We start from the raw sequence: 17,137 nt of genomic DNA, 5'->3' as shown, positions 1-17,137 counted from the left end.
GGGGCTTTTTCGTTGGCCCAAATCCGGCCCGAAAATTGATATGTACATGAGTTAGATAACAGTGCTAACCCATATGCGTTTTTTACTACTCTTTTTGTTTGTGCTATCGACCTTGCCGACAATTGGGCAGGCCGTTAAGCTATCCGACAAACCGACCAAAACGGTGTTTGCGATCAAGGCCATCGACGACAAAACCGAGGCCGACGTACCTGCCCACTTCATTATCAAAACCTCGCTGGCCCGCAAAAAATTTGAGGGAAACAGCCGCGTGGGTAAGGAGTTTGAGTTTATCCTGACGCGCGCCGACACGCTCGACGTGATCGCCACGGCCAAAGGATATCAGGAAGCCGAAGAGCTGATGGTTGTCACCTGCGACACCTGCGCCAATTACGGGTACGCCATTCGCCTCGAAAAAGCCGATTCGGTCTTTCGGGATCTCCAGGTCAATCAGGCCATTCGCCTCGACAAGGTCTATTTCGACCAAAGCAGCTATCACATGCGCCCCGAGTCGTATGAGCAACTGGATAAGCTCGTCAAGACGATGCAAACCCAACCGACGCTGAACATTGAAATTGCCGGCCATACCGACAACGTGGGCGACCGGCGGCTCAATCAACTGCTCTCCGAAAACCGGGCCAAGGTGATCACCAACTACCTGGTGCGCAATGGTATTCCGGAGAAACGGCTGCGCTACAATGGTTACGGCGATGCCCGCCCCGCTGCGCCCAACGACGTAGAAGAAAACAAGCGTAAGAACCGCCGCGTCGAATTCGTTGTATTGGGAAAATAGAGCGTCGTTGTCTGACTCCAACAAGGGGAAGCCACCAACGACAAACCCATACCATGACCACGCCCAGTTCAATAGTTCGCCAGATATGGGGTGATGCCGACGTGATCCTGCTCGTGTTTGCAGGTTCGGCCGCCGAATTTGCCCTCAACAAAGCTGTCGATTGGCTGTTCTTCACCGGCAAGCTCCCCGCCGACCCCATCGGCCGCCTGTTTTCGACGGTGCAATACGCGCAACAGATTGTTTTTGCCGACCAAACGCGCGCCAGTCAGGCCGTAACGCGTATGGCCGATATTCACGCGGGGGTTGAAGCCAAACGGGGCTACGAAATCCCCGCCTGGGCCTACCGCGATGTGCTCTATATGCTCATCGACTACTCGGAGCGGGCCTATGAACTACTCCATCGCCCGCTGACTGACGCCGAGCGCGGGGAGTTGTTCGATACTTTTCAGCAGGTTGGCGCCGGTATGCACGTACCTGATCTGCCCAACACCTACGCCGATTTCAAGGCCGACCGGCAACGGCACCTGGCGCAGGATCTGGAACGAAGCGCGTATACCGACAAACTTTTCCAGCGCTACCGCGAAGAGTTGGGCGACTGGCGCTTCGGTCTGCTGCTGCAAGCCCAAAGCCTGCTGGTACCCGAGCCGGTGCGGTCGCTGCTTAACCTGCCCGAACGCCCGCCCCTAACGTACCTGATGTGGCTGTATCCGCTCTTCAACGCTTTGCGGCTCCGGGCCTGGGTGCAACGCGTATTAATGCCGGCAACGTACCTAGCGAAGGTGCAGGCGCTGGACCGACGCTGATTCGGCCATTTATCATGACTACGAAAAAAGCCCCGCTGAACGATCAGTGGGGCTTTTACTTGGGAGTATGCTGGTAAAACCAACAGCGCAGGGGTTTAGTTCGCGGTTTGGAAACGATTCCGATAATTTTTCAGAAAATTTTACCGGAACATTGGCCTGGCCGGGTACGTTCCTTCCAAAACGACACACTGATGAACAAGCCCCAGCTTCCGTTTAATGAATTAATCAAGAGTGGTCAGCCGGTACTGGTCGACTTTTACGCCGACTGGTGCGGGCCCTGCAAGATGATGGCCCCCACGTTGAAGCAACTGGCCGACCGCTCGGGCGACAAGCTCAAAATCGTGAAAATCGACATCGACCGCAGCCGGGCCGCCGCCGACAAATTCCAGATTCGTAGCGTGCCGACGCTTATTCTGTTCAAAGACGGCAAGATTATCTGGCGACAGTCGGGCGCCCAACCCCTGCACAAACTGGAAGCCGATGTAAAGCCTTATTTGTAGAAATGCGTTTGACGTCTTTAGTTTGACGTTTGATGTCTGCTAATAAAGTACAAAGCGACGTTGAACCTTGAACATTAAACGTTAGACGCACTCTTGAACTGGCTTACGAATAAACGGATTGTCGTGGTGGGCGGAACCACCGGCATGGGACTATCGGCCGCACAGGCCTTTGTTCGCGAAGGCGCACAGGTGGTGGTCGTAGGGCGCAACCCCGATAGCTGCGCCACGGCCGAAACGCTGTTGGATGGCAACGGCCTGGCGATGAGCGGCGACGCCGCCGACCCGCAAACGGCCATCAAGGCCATCGACCTTTGCCAGACGATCTTCGGCGGGTTTGATGGCCTCTACCATGTGGCGGGTGGCTCGGGGCGCCGGTTTGGCGATGGCCCACTGCACGAACTCACGCTCGACGGCTGGAACACCACCTTTCAGCTGAATCTGACCTCGCTGATGCTGTCGAATCAGGCGGCGGTGCGGGCGTTTATGGCCGCAGGCACGGGCGGTACGATCCTGAATATGGGGTCCGTGCTGAGTTATTCGCCCTCACCCAAATATTTTGTTACGCACGCTTACGCCGCGGCCAAAGCAGCCGTATCGGGTTTTGTACGCTCGACGGCGGCCTATTATGCCGGCCACAACATCCGCGTCAACAGCCTGATTCCGGCGCTGGTAGAGACACCGATGGCCCAACGAGCCGCTGGCGACGAAGCCATTATGGCGTTCATCAAAACGAAACAACCGCTTGATGGCGGTCGCATCGGCAAACCCACCGACCTCGACGGCGCAGCGGTCTACTTTATGTCGGATCAATCCACCTTCACCACCGGCCAAATCCTGACCGTCGATGGCGGCTGGGATGTGAGCGAAGGGCAATATTAAAAGGGGTTCACCACAGAGGCACGGAGATAAATTTACTCCATGCCCTCCGTGTCGCTGTGGTGAACAACCCACTACCGCAACGGCTGAAGATCGGGGTTTTGCAGGAAGGTGTAGTCGGTTAGTGTATACAGAAACGAGATGATGTCGTTCTGCTCCTGCACCGTCATCGGGATACCCACCTGCCCGTTTTGCTTCAGCAGCGGGTCGAGGTAAGGGCTGTCCTGAACGCCCGTGGCATAATGATGCAGCACCTGTTGCAGGCTCGAAAACCGCCCGTCGTGCATGTAGGGCGGCGTGAATTCCACGTTACGTAGGCTCGGCACCCGAAACTTGTAGCGGTCGGCCTCCTGCGCCGTGATGGCATACCGGCCTTTATCATCGACTTTGGCATTGGCTAGCTGAGGCAGGCCATTGTTGCGAAACGACTGATCCGTAAAAAACGGCTCTTTGTGGCAGCTCGCGCATTTCTGCTGAAAGAGCGTCAGTCCGCGCTGGGCGGCATCCGACAGCGCCGCACTCCCCTCCTTCCGCACCACCTTATCGTACGTCGAGTTGCTCGACACCATCGTGAGCATAAACTGCGAGAGTGCTTTCAGGAACCGTTCGCTGGTGACCGAATCGGTACCAAACGCCGCCCGAAACAAGGGCCGGTAGCGTCCGCTCGTCCGCACTTTCGTCAGCACGTTGGGCAGCGTTTCGTCCATCTCGACGGGGTTCTGGATGGGCGCAATGGGCAGCAGGTCGAGGTCGATGATGCCGCCGTCCCAGAAAAACGTGTTGCGCCAGGCTACGTTCTGAATGCCAGGTACGTTGCGGGTGCCCGGCTGATCGCGGATGCCGTGGCTTAGCGGATGGTCGGTATGGGCAAATCCCGTAAAAGGCGAATGGCAAAAGGCGCACGAAATGGTGCCGTCTTTTGAGAGCAGCGCGTCGTAGAAAAGTGTTCGACCAAGCAGCACACCCTCTTTGGTAAGCGGATTGTTCTCGAAATCGTACGTCGGATCGGGGAAATTGGCGGGCTTCTGCCAGTTGAGCGGCGTGCCCGTCGATGGCGTAACGGGCGGTTCGGGCGCGACGGGTTCGGTAGTAGGCGTTTGCTTACAACCCGCTACCCAACTCCACAGAGCCAGGCTCACGACCAACCCGATTCGCTGCCACTGTCTCATTTCTGTTCCAGCGTTGACGAGCCAAACGAGAACATCGTCGCGTAATTGTTGGCAATCGTTGCCGACACGGGCGACACCATCACATCGGGGTACTGGGCGATGCTGATGGGCGTGGGACCGTCGAAAAGTTTACCGGCATCGGCCATAACAACCAGCCGGGTACGTTGGTCGGTGCCAACGTTGAGCGTGTTGCCCGAGCTGCTCAGCGGCACCCGCACGGTGCGCAGGTTGTTGAGCGTGCGCGACTGGTAGCCACCAAACAACCCCACATGGTACCGGAAATTGCGGTTACCGGTGGCATCGACGGGCGCAGCGGGCGAGGTGCCTTCCAGCTTCAGGTGAATGTAGCCCGTATTCCAGTCCCAATACATGCCGCTGGTGTGGCTGCTGCCGGGGTCGAGCACGCCTTTGCGCCGGCTTACGTCGGCGGTGTTGCGCAGGCTATCCACCCCAATCATAAATTCCAGCTGGCTGTAATCGCCCGACGGGATGTTGTTGAGCGCGATGCTTTGCGACGTTGGGTACGACGAGCGAACCAGAAAATAACTGTCGTCCTGCGGCACGGTATAGGCCGATCCATCGGTCCGAAGCAACCGGATGTTGGTCAGGAAATAATCGAATTTTGAAACGACAAACGACTCTCCGGCCTTGTTCTGGTAGGTTTGGGTGTTCAGCACCAACGAACGCCCGTTGACCATGTGTTGCAGCGACAGATCGAGGCTGCCCGTGCCCGGATCGAGGGTCGATTTGCAGGCAAAAACCGCCAGACTAACGAAAAGCAGCGCGTAAAACCGGTTCATACATATCCGTTTAGCTATGCACACATAACGACGAAGTTAAAGCGATGTTGTAACCCTATTGCGCCCACCACCGGCTTGTTGGTAACACACCGCTCAGGGGTACGGGCTCTCCAATGCGGGGCGTCGTCACGCGCAGCGAGTCGTCGGCATTCACCGAAGCGGTCAACTGGTTGATCGGCTCCGTCCAGGGGTGAAACGCCAGCGCGAATTTTGCCCAGTGCACGGGCAACAGCACCTTGGCGCCGAGGTCATTAGCCGCTTTGGCGACTTCGTTGGGAAACATATGGATGCTGGGCCAATCGCGGCCATACTGCCCACATTCGAGCAGGGCGAGATCGAAGGGACCATGTTGCTGACCAATGCTTTTAAAATGAGGCCCATAGCCCGAGTCGCCACCAAGAAACAGGCGTTGCCCATTCAAGTCCATCACAAAGGCGCTCCATAGAGTTTGTCCCCGCCGGATACCTCGCCCTGAAAAGTGCCGGGCTGGCACCGCCGTGAGCGAGAAGCCGTCCGAAAGAGTGGCTGTTTCGTCCCAGTCCAGTTCCGAAATACGGGTCGGGTCGTAGCCCCAGCGTTCGAGGTGCACCCCGACGCCGAGCGACGTCACCACGCGCTTCACCTTGCCGCGCAGCCCTTTCACGGTCTCGTAGTCGAGGTGGTCGTAGTGATCGTGTGTGATGACCAGCAGATCGATCGGGGGCATGTCGGCAACGGTGTACGCGTCGGCCCCCGGAAACGCTTTCCCAAAAACCGGCACCGGCGACGCATAACCCGAAAACACCGGATCGACCAGCACCGTGGTCTGCCCCGATTTGATCAGGTACGACGAGTGGCCAAACCAGACGATCGTCGTTTGGGCATCAGGCAGGTTTCGTAGGTCGGTTTTTACGGTAGGCAGGGGTTGCTTCGGTTCCACATCGGCAGGTTTGCGGAAATTATCCGCCAGCATATTCCAGTAGGAAGCCTCGCGGCGCATCACGTCGGTGGGTTCGACATTCTGGAAAGCGCCATTGCGCCAGTGTTTCGATTGTTCGATGCGCGTCAGGCGAGCATCGGCAGGTACGCCTCCGAAAGGCGACGTTTGCAGAAACAGGTACGTACCCAGGCCCAGCAGGGCAATAACAAGCAGTATATAGAACAGCATTCGTTTCAGGCGATTCATGGGCCGAAGGTAGCGACATCGTGTAAGATCGATAATCGCTTTGGCTTGATAGTATATCTGTTTTAATTGACGATTAAGATTCGTTGTGTAACTATGCTCCGGTCAACATCGGCATTATGAGCGGGTATCTTTTTCGACTTCAGGGGATCCTCATCGGCCTGCTGGTATCGGCGCAAGCACTGGCGCAGGTGCCGGTGCAACTTCGGGGCAGGCTGGTTGATAGCCAAACGGGCCAACCCCTCCCCTACGCGGCTCTGTATGTACCCCGCCACAAGGTCGGCACGGTTGCCAACGGCGATGGCCGTTTCCAGCTCCACCTTGACCAGCCTGGCGCCAACGACAGCCTGCGCCTTTCGATGGTGGGGTATCAGACACGGTACATTGCGTTGCGGAGCCTGACGGGCCAGACCGATGCGCTCACGCTGGCGCTTACCCCAACGGCACAGCGGCTGAACGAGGTGGTTGTGCGCCCTGTCGACCCGGTCGATCTGGTGGTGCAGGCCGTGCGGCGCATTCACAAAAACTACCCTAACAAGCCCGCGCTGATGACTGGTTTTTACCGGGAATGGGTTCGGGAAAAAGACTTTCTGGTGCAGAGCGAAGGGCAGCTGGAACTGTATAAGGCCAGTTATGGGCGTAGCAGCTCGGCCGACGCCGTGCGGATGCTGAAAGGGCGCCGCAAACCCTTGCCCAACTACTTTTTGTCGGGGACAGATACCTGCCGCCTGCCCGACATCACCAATGGCCCTCATCTGGGGATCATGCTCGACATTGCCAAACTGACCAGCCTGGGTACGTTCCTGCTCCCGCTGGGGGAGGCGAGCTACACCTATACGTATGAGGGCATGACGTCGGTCGACGATCGCGACGCGTATATCATCGCCTTTGCGCCCCGGTCGGGTCCGTCGCTACGAAACAGCGCTTTTTTTGACGGAAAACTGCTGCTCGACAGAACGTCGCTGGCTATTGTGAAAGCCGATTTTACGCTATCACCCAACGGGCTGATGCACGTCAATAACGGCCTGCGCATCTACCAGTTGCCAATCCATCTGCTTTACCGGCATTACCTGATCACCTACCAACCGCTCGACGGGCGGTATACACTGCACCACGCGCAGGTCGAAAACCAGTATCAATACACGGCCAGACCGGCTCAGTTGATTCGTAACCTGATGGACTTTGTGGTGACCCAGACTCGTTTCGACAACGTGCAGAAATTTGCCCGCAAAGACGTGATTACGGAAAATCAAACCTTTTCTGAACAGGTCATGGCGTTCGACGACAGTTTCTGGGCGAATGATAACGTTATCGTTGAAGACCAGTAAGACTGCCGTTTCGCTAATCGGTTTCGGGTTGCTCGGGGCGGGCCAGCAAGTAAACAACCAGGCTAAAGGCCAGCGCCCCGCCGCCAGCCAGCAACAGGGTAAACACCGTCAGGTTGAAGTCATCGCCGGGTTGAATGGGGCCACGCCGCGCCAGTAGATACCCGATGCGCCCCATCAGCGTCAGGGCCGACAGCGTACACCCCACCACGATCAGCCACAGGATAACCGGCACGCGCTTCCAGCGCCAGCCTACTACCCGGCCATCGGGCGTTACATATGTTTTGGCTCTTTTCTCCACCGTATCTTGTTTACTGAGTAACGTTTCTACGCGCAGTTTTGCTGCAAACGGGCACCTTTGCTTTTCATTCTCAATGGCCAGCTGATTTTATGCACGCACACGATCATTCACATAACCATACCTCCCACTCGCACGCCACCACGATAACAACCATCAACCGGGCCCTGATGATTGGGGCGGCGGTCAACATTATTTATGTGCTGGTCGAAGCCGGGGTTGGCCTGTATACGGGGTCAGTGGCGCTGCTAGCCGATGCCGGGCACAATTTAAGCGATGTAGCGGGCTTATTGCTGTCGCTGCTGGCTTTCCGGCTGGCACGGGTGAAGTCGTCGGCCACGTTTACGTATGGGTATCGGAAAAGCACGGTGCTGGCTTCACTGGCCAACGCCGTGCTGCTGCTGGTAGCCGTTGGCGCGATTCTGCTTGAGAGCATTCAGCGTTTCAAACACCCCACTGCCATTCCGGGCGGCACAATCGCCTGGGTAGCTGCGCTGGGCATTGTGGTTAACGCCGCGTCGGCGCTGCTCTTCTTCCGCAACAAAGAACACGACCTGAACATGCGGGGCGCCTACCTGCACCTGCTGGCCGACGCCCTTGTGTCGGTTGGCGTGGTGGTTTCCGGGTTGCTGATGCGCTATACGGGCTGGTTCTGGCTCGATGCGGCCGTGGGTATCGTTGTCGCCATCGTGATTCTGGCCGGTACGTGGCGGCTGCTCACCGATAGCCTGCGCCTGACGCTCGATGGCGTGCCCACCAACATTATGCTGGCCGACGTGCGGCAGACGATTCAGGACGTACCTGGCGTGGCAGCAGTAGAGCATATACACGTATGGGCCATGAGCACGACCGAAACCGCCCTCACAGCCCATCTTACACTCGATTCAACCTTGTCGGCGGATCAGATTCTGGCGCTAAAAAAAGAGGTGCGTCACGAACTGGAGCACCTCAACATTCATCATGCAACCCTAGAAACCAACTGAACCGGGTTAGTCTTCCAGCCACATTACCTTATCGTAGGCAATTTCGTAATCCATCTCCTGTAGGGGTGTCGTTCCCACGAAGCGCCCCGCCGGGTTGACCCGAACACCGTGCCAGAGCCCCGTGGCATCCCGGAACAGCAACCGGTAGCCAAACAGCGGATGGTAGGTACCGGCATCGGTGCGGTGGTCCCAGCCCGTGTGCAGTTCGATGGCAAAGCCCACGCGGTCAATTACCTCGGCCATCTGGTCGAGCAACGTACCTGTGGGGCTTAAATCTTCAATCCACAACACCAGGTTATCGGTCCCCCAGTCGAACTGGATAGACGACGGGCGTACCGACAGCAAAGCGGCCATAAAACTGGCCGTTTCGGTGCTCGGAGTAGTCGAAATGGGTGTTGTGTTCATCCGTTTTGTTGTTCCGGCAGCAACCGGCTCAGCCGGTTGCTGCCCTGTCTAAATAGAACAAAAACACGCCCGAATTAATCCGGTAACCCGTTGGTTTCCTGCCATTTTTTGAGCCAGAACCGGTACTTTTTACGACCATATTCCACGAAGCCGGGCAGCGCTGTAGCGTCAACCGCAAACAGCCGGTGCGGGGCCTGTTTCGTCACGCCAACCAGCACAAACCGAAACCGCCGGGTAGCATCCCAGTCGCCCGAATCGGCGTGCCGCAGGCTGTCGAGGTAAAAGGCAGCCTGCCGGTCGTAGTCGTAATCGTAACAGCTTCGCAGAAACTGCGCCTGCGTGCGGGCCGAGGTCGTCTTGAAATCGAGCACCAGTGCATTGTGGCGTTTGGGGCTGGTGTAGACCAAGTCGAGGCGCGCTTTACAGGCCACCTGCGTAACCGGGTCTGTAAACAGCACCACCCGGTCGCGCTCGGCCAGGCGCAGGTATCGCCGGCAAAACGAGTCGTGCCGGATCGTCTGCGTCAAGCTCGTTGGGTTGTCATCCGTAGTCAGGCCGCTGCCCAACGTATCCGTCATGAGCCGGTCGTTCGTCAGGTCGGGCAATAGTTGTTCGAGCACCGTCGCCACCGATTCCGGTTCGAGCAGGTGCTGATGAAAGGCTTTGCCAAACGTTCGGGTACGTTCGTTTCCCCAACGCGCCGTCGGCTGATCAATGCCGTAGCCAGTGGCGCCGCCCAGTTGCTCTTCCTTCAGGCGCGTCAGATCAGAATTCGATACGCGCGGCAAGGTGCGATAGTCGCCGGGCAGGGCCATGCCGGCCCGTACCCAACCCACCAGTTGGTCGGTCAACAAAGAGGGAGTTATCATATTAGTGAACAGGATACAGTGAACAGTATGCAGTGGCTCCGCTTCCAGACATGGCGGTGCGAAGCGTACGGCATACAGCTCACTGTATCCTGAGGTTAGGCCGTCAGCAGGGCCGGACCGGCGATTGGACCCAGCACGGGTTCATCGATAGCGTGCACAAACGGGTTGTAATAGTTGAACGCCGTTTTGATGTTGGCGATGTCGGTCAGGGTTTCCTGACGGAACACTTTGTAATCCTGCGCAAACAGTTTCAATTCCGCCGATTTTTCGGGGTTCGCCATCTGATAGGTGAAGTTGGCGATGTAATAAATGCCCTTGGGCTGAATTTTATTATTTTCTTTTTTCTCGGCGGTTGCCGTGATCACCACGTCGGCCAGCGTGAGGTCATCGTAGTACAGCGGCTCGATCAGGCGGAAGATATTATCGACCGAATACCCGTGGAACAGCACCGCCGACACGCAGTTTTTTTCGTCGACAAAAAAGAGCTCGGCCCAGTTCTTCGTGCCCATATTCAGGATGTTATCCGTAAAAATGCGCCACGCGATGGGCTGGAACGTCAGGGTGCGGCCCAGCTTCTCAACGCCGTTGATATTAAACACACCCTCCTTGGCATCAAACCGATACTGACGCGGGTGCCCTTCCAAATACTTGTACCGGCTGACCACTTCACCCGTCGTTTCGTGTATCATTTGATACGGTTTCACGACCTGAGCGTTTTGAAAAGTCTCGATTGTGTTTTTGTTTTGCGTGTTCATTAGTATTTGTTGTTTACTGTTCGAGCAGGGGGTCCGGTTGAGGCCCCTTTTGCCTTTTACAGGGGTTGTTTAACGACTTAAAGATACCGAATTTTAGTCAAAAAGAAAAACATAAACCAGTAGCCATTTAGCCGTCTTTAAGGGCATTTACAGGCTAGCAGAAATAATAGTCTAATCTCCTATAAATCAATAACTTACAAAAACAATTTCCACCTATACATTTATCCCGAAACGGGCCATTAAATAAATCGCCAATCTATTTCACTTATACACTAATCAATCCATTATTGGATTCGCGCAAAAACCGAGTCATACAACTCAATTAGCTTTCTTCTATTCGCCGCCCGCCAACCGCTACGTACCTGTAGCCTGCATGGCCCTGAGCGCACCGGGATTTTTCGATTTTAAACAACTCGCCAGATAGGTGGTTTATTACGCAAACACGAATCACTCAAGCCATGGCAACTAAATCCGCTTTTGATCCCGATCAGGTTGATTCTGACTATTATTCGAAAGATCCCAATCAACAAGGTACGTCCGACTACGGCCACGAATCGGAAGGGGTCGGCACCAACGCCTATAAAGACAGCACAACGGGTGCCGACATGGACGCCGCCAACCGCGACGACACAGTTAATGCCCGCGCCGAAAACTGGAGCGACAACAACCCTGATGCCCCCAGCGGCGAAAGCGTAGGCACCTACCAGGAATGGGACGTCAATCCTGACCTGCTCAACCCCGACAAGCCCAAGCGCGGCCTGACCGAGTTTGAGGCCAAGAAACTGGAGTCGATCTCCGACAACCCGTCAGACGAAGCGCTCTTCAAACGGGCTGATGCCACGTACTTGGAGCAGGGCGACAACCCGAACGTTGGGTACGATCCTCACAACAAGGGATACGACGGCAAAGCCGGGAAGGAACAATAAGCTTGTTATAACCCTGTTATAGAGCAGGCAACCCACGCGGGTTGGCTGCTTTTTTTGTGCTTTATGGTTAAATAGGCATTTTTGAACCCTTTCTCAACGTGACCGTCTGTCGTCAGCACGACAAACCGGTTGCCCTAATGTACTGACATAAAAAACCGCAGTTATGAACCGCATGAACACAACGCTGGGGATCGCCTTGATTACCCTGGCTCTTGGCACCAGTGCAACGTCCCTGAACGAGTCCCTGAAAGGCAAATGGGAAAGCCTCTTTGACGGCAAAACACTGACCGGCTGGCACACCTACAAAAAAGCGGGCCAACCCGTTTCTGCTAACTGGAAAGCCGAGGATGGCGCGATCCATTTTACCGGCGGCCGGGGCGGAGGCGATCTGCTGACCGATAAAGAGTACGGCAACTTTGAGCTGGAAATGGAGTGGAAAATTTCGGAGGGTGGCAACAGCGGCATTATTTACCACGTTTCGGAAGACCCCAAATACAACGCGACGTACTTCACCGGCCCGGAAGTACAGGTGCTCGACGATGAGCGCCACCCCGACGCTAAAGCGGGCGTCAGCGGCAACCACAAGGCCGGTTCACTCTATGACATGCTGCCCCCCGCCGACCTAAACGCCGTGAAGCCCGCCGGCCAGTGGAACAAGGTGCGCATCGTGATCGCCAACGGCAAAGGTGAGCATTACCTCAACGGCAAAAAGGTGGTCGAATACCCTACCACCGGCCCCGAGTGGGATAAGATGGTAGCCGCCAGCAAGTTTAAAGCTTGGGATGGCTTCGGCAAATACGCCACCGGCAAAATTGCGCTGCAAGACCACGGCAACGAAGTGTGGTACCGGAACATTCGAATCAGAGAACTTTAAGAGCCAATGAATGATGCACAATGAATAATGAACGATGTACAATGAATAGCCGAATAGCCAGATCAGGTTCAGGAAATCATTCATTGTCCATTATACATCATTCATTACTCATTACCTCCCCCCATGCAACGTCGCAACGCCCTCCGAACCCTAACCGGCACTGCCCTGTCGCTGACAGCAGTGCCTTCTTTTTCGCAACTAATGAAAGAGAAAGAACCCCTTGCTCCCACCCAGACGGCGGCAACCGCTCTGAAGGGCAACATCAACCACTCGGTCTGTCGCTGGTGTTACTCGAAAATTCCGCTGGATGACCTCTGCAAAGCGGCCAAATCGATCGGGATCAAATCGATTGAGCTGGTTGGCCCCGAAGAGTGGCCGACGCTCCAGAAATACGGCCTCACCTCAGCCCTGCCCTGGGGCGCCGGGAAAGGCATCACCGATGGTTTCAACGACCCCAAACTGCACGATGAACTGGTAGCCAGTTACGAGGGTATTTTTCCGAAATTGAAAGCCGCCGGGCTGACCACCGTTATCTGCTTCTCGGGCAACCGCCGGGGCATGAGCGACGAGGTAGGCATCGAAAACTGCGCCAAAGGCCTTAAGCGCCTTATGCCCAGTGCCGAGAAATACGGCATCACAATGATTATGGAACTACTCAACAGCAAAGTCGATCACAAAGATTACATGTGCGACCACACTGCCTGGGGCGTTAAATTGTGCAAGGCCATCGGCTCCGATCATTTCAAACTCCTGTATGACATCTACCACATGCAAATTATGGAGGGCGACATCATCCGCACGATCCGAGACAGCAGCCAGTATATTGGGCATTACCACACGGGCGGAAATCCGGGCCGGAATGAAATCGACGAAACGCAGGAGATCAACTACCCGGCTGTAATGAAAGCCATCGTGGCGACCGGCTACAAAGGTTTTGTGGCGCAGGAATTTATTCCTAAGCGCGATCCGCTCACCAGCCTCCGCGAAGCCGTGAATTTGTGTGACGTATAGCCATTACCGTTAAAAAACCGAAAAACGGCGCATATCGTACGGATATGCGCCGTTTTTTTTGCCTAATTGCAATCCATTGCATTTGAGTAGGTTTAAGTACTATGACTGAGTATGGCCTAAAAACGGCCAATTTATACTTAGTAGACCAAAATCATAGAAATTGTATTTTTTTACGAAAAAGTGCGGTATTATGCAATCGATTGTATAATTATTAAAGTAATAATCAAATATTAATTTGTCACCAATGAGGCGGGTAATAGCTTTAACCTCAATCGGGAAACTCATCCGATCTGATTAAACTAAACTCAACTCATCTATGGCAAGCAGGAATCTCTCCAAACTGCTACTTGGCTTTAGCCTTTTGCTGGGTACGTTACTCTCCAGCACACTAGCCCTCGCTCAGGGCACTACTCGTACCGGTCGGGTTACGGGACAGTCTGATGGAGCGGGTATTCCAGGGGTTAACGTAACGATTAAGGGTACTACCCGCGGTGCTGTCACCAATGCAAACGGTGATTTTACCATCGTAGCCGACAACGCGGCTACGCTTGTTTTCTCATTTATTGGGTACAAATCGCAGGAGGTTGCCGTTGGCACGCAAACGACCTTCACGGTCACGCTGGCCGACGATGCCACCTCGCTGAATGAAGTGGTTGTTACGGGTTATACCAGCGACAGCCGCCGCGAAACGTCGGGTTCGGTATCGACCGTACCGGCGCAACAGCTGAAGACGGTGCCGTCTGGTAACGTCGAGCAGCAGTTGCAGGGCCGCGTAGCGGGCGTAACGGTCATCACCAACGGACAGCCGGGTACCAGCAGCCAGATTCGGGTACGTGGTTTCGGGGCCTTCGGTGGTAACCAGCCGCTCTACGTAGTTGATGGCGTTCCGACACAGAACATCAACTTCCTGAACCCCGACGACATCGAGTCGACAACCGTACTGAAAGATGCCGCTGCGGCGTCGATCTACGGGGCGCGGGCTGCCAACGGCGTAATCGTGTACACGACCCGCCGCGGACAGCGCCGGGCGCAGAAACTGACCGTTACGTATGATGGTCTGTATGGCTTCACTGACCCGGGCAAAGGCCAGACGATCCTGAATCCGCAGGAACAGGCCGACTGGACGTGGCAGGCGAAACGGAATGACCTGTATCAATCGGGTACGCCCGTTGGTGCTGACAGCTTTACGGGTTTGGCCGGTGGTCAGTATGGCTCAGGGCAGACCCCTGTGCTGCCCGAATACCTGCTGGTCGGCACCCGTCCTGGTGTAACAGGCGGCGTTGATCTGGCGGCCGAACGTACCCGGTACAACACCAATCCGGCCAACGGCGCCGTGTATCTGGTTATTCCGGCTAACAAGGAAGGCACCAACTGGTACAAAGCCATTACGCGCACGGCCCCGCTGCTGCGCCAGACGCTTGGCTTCTCGGGCGGTACTGATGCCAGCCGTTTCTACGTTAGCCTGGGTATGCAGAATCAGGGTGGTATCGTTCAGTACAACGATTTCAGCCGCTACACGCTGCGGGCCAACACCGAGTTTGACCTGACCAAAAACCTGCGCATTGGCGAGAACTTCCAGCTCACTTACCTATCGGTTAAAGGGCAGCAGGGTGGCAGCAATGGACAGAACGTAGCCGCCGAAGAAAACGACGTGCTGCTGGCTTTCCGGATGGCCCCCATTGTGCCTGTTTACAACTCGTTTGGTGGGTATGCCGGTACAGCCGCGCCGGGCTTTAACAACGCCCGTAACCCGGTAGCCAACCGCATTGGTCAGCAGAACAACCTCAGCAACAGCATTATCGGCTACGGTAACGCCTACATTGAGTTTGACCCGATTCCGGCCCTTACCCTGCGCAGCAGCCTGGGTGGTAGTTTCTACAACAACTACTACAACTACTACAACCGCGCTCAGTACGAAAACTCGGAGAACAACACCAACTTCACCTACGGCGAAGGCGCCAGCACAGGGCTGGCCTGGACGTTCACCAACACGGCTCAGTACAAGCAGCGGTTCGGCATTCACTCGATCGACTTGTTGGCGGGTATCGAAGCCCTCAACACGGGCAGCGGCCGTAACATCGACGGCTCGGGTCTGAACCCGTTCACGGTTGATCCCAACTACGTAACCCTCAGCACGACGACGGCAGGTTCGACCCGTCAGGTGAACAGCGGCTACGGCCGGGGCGTAAACTTCTACTCGCAGTTTGCCCGGATCAACTACGTGTTCAACGACAAGTACATCGTGACGGGGGTTATCCGTCGCGACGGTTCGTCGCAGTTCGGGGCCAACAACCGTTACGGGGTATTCCCGGCCGGTTCGGTCGCTTGGCGTTTGTCGTCGGAGCCGTTCATCAAGAACCAGTCGTGGATCACCGACCTGAAAGTGCGGGGCGGGTACGGTACGATGGGTAACTCGAACAACGTGAACCCGAACAACCAGTACAACCTCTTCGGTTCAAACCCGGGTAACAGCTATGACCTCACGGGTGCCAACACGGCTATCACGCCTGGTTTCTACCGCAGCCAGATTGGTAACCCCGACGCGAAGTGGGAAACCTCGATCACGACCAACTTCGGTATCGATGGTTCGTTCTTCAACAACCGCCTGGAAATCGTTTTCGACCTGTGGCGGAAAGACACCAAAGACCTGCTGTTCCAATTGGGTCTGCCGGGTGTCATAGGGGTACGGGCCAACGCGCCGTCGGTCAACATTGCCAGCATGCGTAACCAGGGGATCGACATTCAGCTGATCGGCCGGGGTAACGTAACGAGCGATCTGACCTATGAAGCCAACCTGACGGGTAGCTTCCTGCAAAACCGCATCACGGCACTGGCTCCGGGCACGCCGTACTTCACGGGCAGTGGCCAACGGTTGAGCACGCCGGTCGTTCGCAACGAGCCGGGTCAGCCTATCTCGTCGTTCTACGGGTATAAAGTGATTGGCCTCTTCAACTCGAAAGAAGAAGTGTCTTCGGCCCCCACGCAGGATGGTGCCGCTCCGGGTCGTTTCCGTTTCGCCGATATCAACAACGACGGCCGTATCAACGACGACGACCGGACGTACCTGGGCAGCCCCGTACCGAAATTCACGGGCGGTGCCACGCTGACGTTGAAGTACAAAAACTTCGACTTCGTAACGTACCTGTACACATCGCTGGGCAACCAGATCTTCAACAACTCGAAATGGTACACTGACTTCTACCCGTCGTTCCCGGGAGCAGCCATCAGTGCCCGTGTGAAAGACTCGTGGCTCCCCACGAACACCAACACGACCGTACCCATTTTCGAGTCGACGTCGAACTTCAGCACCAACACGCAGGCCAACTCGTACTACGTAGAAAACGGTTCGTACCTGCGCATGCAGAACCTGACGCTGGGTTACACCCTGCCAGCCGGTATGCTGGATCGGCTGGGCATGAAGCGCGTGCGGATTGCGGTGGCAGCCAACAACCTCTTCACGGTGACAGGCTACTCGGGCCTCGACCCGGCAGTAGGTGGCGCGGCTGATACCAACTTTGGTATCGACATCGGTAACTACCCGCTCACGCGTAGCTACAACGCCGTACTGAACATCAGCTTCTAAAATCAGAT

General features: G+C 55.9%; 17 protein-coding genes. 10 read left to right on the top strand and 7 right to left on the bottom strand.

Going from position 1 to position 17,137, the window contains the following annotated elements; translation table 11 throughout:
• The first annotated feature begins 73 nt into the window (after window positions 1-73).
• The 4 genes from ACAW74_RS25465 to ACAW74_RS25450 all read left to right on the top strand — a co-directional run bounded on the left by ACAW74_RS25465 (window position 74) and on the right by ACAW74_RS25450 (window position 2,972).
• Window positions 74-790, top strand: coding sequence for an OmpA family protein (locus ACAW74_RS25465; RefSeq protein WP_370701085.1), 717 nt, complete (start codon window positions 74-76; stop codon window positions 788-790).
• Window positions 791-843: 53 nt separating this feature from the next.
• On the top strand, window positions 844-1,593 hold the full coding sequence (locus tag ACAW74_RS25460) for an oxygenase MpaB family protein (RefSeq protein ID WP_370701084.1): 750 nt from the start codon (window positions 844-846) through the stop codon (window positions 1,591-1,593).
• 191 nt (window positions 1,594-1,784) lie between these two features.
• On the top strand, window positions 1,785-2,093 hold the full coding sequence (trxA, locus tag ACAW74_RS25455; protein WP_015333373.1) for a thioredoxin: 309 nt from the start codon (window positions 1,785-1,787) through the stop codon (window positions 2,091-2,093).
• Window positions 2,094-2,186: 93 nt separating this feature from the next.
• On the top strand, window positions 2,187-2,972 hold the full coding sequence (locus ACAW74_RS25450) for an SDR family NAD(P)-dependent oxidoreductase (protein WP_370701083.1): 786 nt from the start codon (window positions 2,187-2,189) through the stop codon (window positions 2,970-2,972).
• A gap of 71 nt (window positions 2,973-3,043) precedes the next feature.
• Here the strand turns inward: ACAW74_RS25450 and ACAW74_RS25445 are convergent, their stop codons facing one another.
• Genes ACAW74_RS25445 through ACAW74_RS25435 form a run of 3 tightly spaced genes read right to left on the bottom strand, consistent with a single transcriptional unit; the run spans window position 3,044 to window position 6,103 of the window.
• Window positions 3,044-4,138, bottom strand: a complete 1,095-nt coding sequence (locus ACAW74_RS25445) for a cytochrome-c peroxidase (protein ID WP_370701082.1) — start codon at window positions 4,136-4,138, stop codon at window positions 3,044-3,046.
• Complete coding sequence (locus ACAW74_RS25440) at window positions 4,135-4,938, bottom strand: MbnP family protein (RefSeq protein WP_370701081.1); 804 nt, start codon at window positions 4,936-4,938, stop codon at window positions 4,135-4,137. Before ACAW74_RS25440 ends, ACAW74_RS25445 begins: the two co-directional genes overlap by 4 nt.
• Window positions 4,939-4,993: 55 nt before the next feature.
• A complete protein-coding gene (locus ACAW74_RS25435; protein ID WP_370701080.1) occupies window positions 4,994-6,103 on the bottom strand; it encodes an MBL fold metallo-hydrolase in 1,110 nt (369 codons plus the stop codon).
• Window positions 6,104-6,219: 116 nt separating this feature from the next.
• Between ACAW74_RS25435 and ACAW74_RS25430 the strand changes: the two genes are divergently transcribed.
• A complete protein-coding gene (locus ACAW74_RS25430; protein WP_370701079.1) occupies window positions 6,220-7,428 on the top strand; it encodes a carboxypeptidase-like regulatory domain-containing protein in 1,209 nt (402 codons plus the stop codon).
• A gap of 13 nt (window positions 7,429-7,441) precedes the next feature.
• Here the strand turns inward: ACAW74_RS25430 and ACAW74_RS25425 are convergent, their stop codons facing one another.
• Complete coding sequence (locus ACAW74_RS25425; RefSeq protein WP_370701078.1) at window positions 7,442-7,726, bottom strand: hypothetical protein; 285 nt, start codon at window positions 7,724-7,726, stop codon at window positions 7,442-7,444.
• 89 nt (window positions 7,727-7,815) lie between these two features.
• Here ACAW74_RS25425 and ACAW74_RS25420 point away from each other — a divergent pair, with 89 nt between their 5' ends.
• A complete protein-coding gene (locus ACAW74_RS25420) occupies window positions 7,816-8,706 on the top strand; it encodes a cation diffusion facilitator family transporter (protein ID WP_370701077.1) in 891 nt (296 codons plus the stop codon).
• 6 nt (window positions 8,707-8,712) lie between these two features.
• Here the strand turns inward: ACAW74_RS25420 and ACAW74_RS25415 are convergent, their stop codons facing one another.
• From ACAW74_RS25415 to ACAW74_RS25405, 3 genes are all read right to left on the bottom strand, one after another.
• Entirely contained in the window at window positions 8,713-9,111 is a 399-nt protein-coding gene (locus ACAW74_RS25415; protein WP_370701076.1) for a hypothetical protein, read from the bottom strand.
• A 74-nt stretch (window positions 9,112-9,185) separates the two neighbouring features.
• Window positions 9,186-9,977, bottom strand: coding sequence for a PD-(D/E)XK nuclease-like domain-containing protein (locus tag ACAW74_RS25410; protein ID WP_370701100.1), 792 nt, complete (start codon window positions 9,975-9,977; stop codon window positions 9,186-9,188).
• 98 nt (window positions 9,978-10,075) lie between these two features.
• Window positions 10,076-10,735, bottom strand: a complete 660-nt coding sequence (locus ACAW74_RS25405) for a hypothetical protein (protein ID WP_370701075.1) — start codon at window positions 10,733-10,735, stop codon at window positions 10,076-10,078.
• Between the two features lie 458 nt (window positions 10,736-11,193).
• Here ACAW74_RS25405 and ACAW74_RS25400 point away from each other — a divergent pair, with 458 nt between their 5' ends.
• The 4 genes from ACAW74_RS25400 to ACAW74_RS25385 all read left to right on the top strand — a co-directional run bounded on the left by ACAW74_RS25400 (window position 11,194) and on the right by ACAW74_RS25385 (window position 17,129).
• The gene (locus ACAW74_RS25400) at window positions 11,194-11,661 is read left to right on the top strand and encodes a hypothetical protein (protein ID WP_370701074.1); all 468 of its coding nucleotides are present in this window, start codon (window positions 11,194-11,196) and stop codon (window positions 11,659-11,661) included.
• Window positions 11,662-11,824: 163 nt separating this feature from the next.
• Complete coding sequence (locus ACAW74_RS25395) at window positions 11,825-12,535, top strand: 3-keto-disaccharide hydrolase (protein WP_370701073.1); 711 nt, start codon at window positions 11,825-11,827, stop codon at window positions 12,533-12,535.
• A gap of 123 nt (window positions 12,536-12,658) precedes the next feature.
• Window positions 12,659-13,546, top strand: coding sequence for a hydroxypyruvate isomerase family protein (locus ACAW74_RS25390; protein ID WP_370701072.1), 888 nt, complete (start codon window positions 12,659-12,661; stop codon window positions 13,544-13,546).
• Window positions 13,547-13,862: 316 nt separating this feature from the next.
• Window positions 13,863-17,129 (top strand): SusC/RagA family TonB-linked outer membrane protein, encoded by a 3,267-nt coding sequence (locus tag ACAW74_RS25385; RefSeq protein WP_370701071.1) that lies wholly within the window; start codon window positions 13,863-13,865, stop codon window positions 17,127-17,129.
• Window positions 17,130-17,137 lie beyond the last annotated feature (8 nt).

The sequence above is a fragment of the Fibrella musci genome (assembly GCF_041321105.1).
Taxonomy (GTDB): Bacteria; Bacteroidota; Bacteroidia; order Cytophagales; family Spirosomataceae; genus Fibrella; species Fibrella musci.
Note: the sequence above shows the minus strand (reverse complement) of the source record. Positions and strands in the feature narration are given on the sequence as shown.

Excerpts from the sequence above, each read along its gene's own strand:
- ACAW74_RS25465 (WP_370701085.1), top strand. The coding sequence starts at position 74 with ATGCGTTTTTTACTACTCTTTTTGTTTGTGCTATCGACCTTGCCGACA.
- ACAW74_RS25460 (WP_370701084.1), top strand. The coding sequence starts at position 844 with ATGACCACGCCCAGTTCAATAGTTCGCCAGATATGGGGTGATGCCGAC.
- trxA (WP_015333373.1), top strand. The coding sequence starts at position 1,785 with ATGAACAAGCCCCAGCTTCCGTTTAATGAATTAATCAAGAGTGGTCAG.
- ACAW74_RS25445 (WP_370701082.1), bottom strand. The coding sequence starts at position 4,138 with ATGAGACAGTGGCAGCGAATCGGGTTGGTCGTGAGCCTGGCTCTGTGG.
- ACAW74_RS25440 (WP_370701081.1), bottom strand. The coding sequence starts at position 4,938 with ATGAACCGGTTTTACGCGCTGCTTTTCGTTAGTCTGGCGGTTTTTGCC.
- ACAW74_RS25435 (WP_370701080.1), bottom strand. The coding sequence starts at position 6,103 with ATGAATCGCCTGAAACGAATGCTGTTCTATATACTGCTTGTTATTGCC.
- ACAW74_RS25430 (WP_370701079.1), top strand. The coding sequence starts at position 6,220 with ATGAGCGGGTATCTTTTTCGACTTCAGGGGATCCTCATCGGCCTGCTG.
- ACAW74_RS25420 (WP_370701077.1), top strand. The coding sequence starts at position 7,816 with ATGCACGCACACGATCATTCACATAACCATACCTCCCACTCGCACGCC.
- ACAW74_RS25415 (WP_370701076.1), bottom strand. The coding sequence starts at position 9,111 with ATGAACACAACACCCATTTCGACTACTCCGAGCACCGAAACGGCCAGT.
- ACAW74_RS25405 (WP_370701075.1), bottom strand. The coding sequence starts at position 10,735 with ATGAACACGCAAAACAAAAACACAATCGAGACTTTTCAAAACGCTCAG.
- ACAW74_RS25400 (WP_370701074.1), top strand. The coding sequence starts at position 11,194 with ATGGCAACTAAATCCGCTTTTGATCCCGATCAGGTTGATTCTGACTAT.
- ACAW74_RS25395 (WP_370701073.1), top strand. The coding sequence starts at position 11,825 with ATGAACCGCATGAACACAACGCTGGGGATCGCCTTGATTACCCTGGCT.
- ACAW74_RS25390 (WP_370701072.1), top strand. The coding sequence starts at position 12,659 with ATGCAACGTCGCAACGCCCTCCGAACCCTAACCGGCACTGCCCTGTCG.
- ACAW74_RS25385 (WP_370701071.1), top strand. The coding sequence starts at position 13,863 with ATGGCAAGCAGGAATCTCTCCAAACTGCTACTTGGCTTTAGCCTTTTG.